The organism is Streptomyces daqingensis (assembly GCF_014645895.1).
GTDB lineage: Bacteria > Actinomycetota > Actinomycetes > Streptomycetales > Streptomycetaceae > Streptomyces > Streptomyces daqingensis.
The window spans coordinates 1-854 of sequence record NZ_BMMP01000043.1 but is presented as its reverse complement, the minus strand read 5'-3'; the positions used below and the strand labels follow the sequence as shown (position 1 = coordinate 854).

At 67.6% G+C, this 854-nt stretch carries 1 protein-coding gene; it reads right to left on the bottom strand.

All coding sequences use genetic code 11. The annotated features are described in order from the left end of the window. Positions 1–10 precede the first annotated feature (10 nt). Positions 11–804, bottom strand: a protein-coding gene (locus IEY56_RS28135) for an IS5 family transposase (protein WP_444544897.1) whose coding sequence is annotated in 2 segments (ribosomal slippage) — positions 11–469 and positions 472–804 — 792 coding nt in all. Because the reading frame shifts where the segments join, the coding sequence is not laid out codon by codon here. Between the last annotated feature and the right edge of the window lie 50 nt (positions 805–854).

The window sequence follows — 854 nt, the reverse complement described above, 5'->3', positions numbered from 1 at the left end:
AGAGCTCGTCTCATTTGGCGAGTCTGCGGTAGCAGATGAGGGTGCAGGCGATGCTGGTGAAGGCGAGGAAGTGCTCAGCCTTGCGTTCGTAGCGTCGGTGGAGGCGACGGCACCCGGCGAGCCAGGCCATAGTGCGTTCGATGACCCAGCGGTGACGGCCCAGCCGTTGGGAGGTCTCGACGCCTTTGCGGGCGATGCGGTGGGTGATGCCGCGTCCGCGTAACCAGCGCCGCAGGTGGTCGTAGTCGTAGCCCTTGTCGCCATGGAGCTTGTCCGGGCGGCGCCGGCGCCGCCCGCGCCGGGAGCGGATCGGCGGGATGCTCTTGACCAGGGGTATCAGTGCCTGGCTGTCGTGGGTGTTGGCCCCGGAGATGCCGACGGACAGCGGCAGGCCAGTGCGGTCGGTGATGAGATGGATCTTCGACCCCTTCTTGCCCCGATCGACAGGATTCGGACCTGTCAGCGCCCCCCTTTGAGGGCCCGCATGTTCACCGAGTCGATCGCGCAGCGCGTCCAGTCGAGCTCGCCGCGGACGCCCAGTTCGTCCAGGACCACGCGGTGGAGCTTGGCCCACACCCGAGCCTTCGACCACTCGGCGAACCTGCGGTGAGTCGTTGGCCCCGACGGGCCGAAGGAAGGGGGAAGCTGCCGCCAAGTGCAGCCTGTCGTGGCGACGAAGATGATCGCCGCGAGTACCTCCCGGTCCCCATACCTGCGACGGCCACCGCCCTGCGGTCGCGCAGGTGCCTCGGGCACCACTCGCTGGAACAGCTCCCACAATTCATCCGGCACCAAGCGCTCCACGATCCCCACGACCCCAGGCTACCGACTGCCGACCAAATGAGACGAGCTCT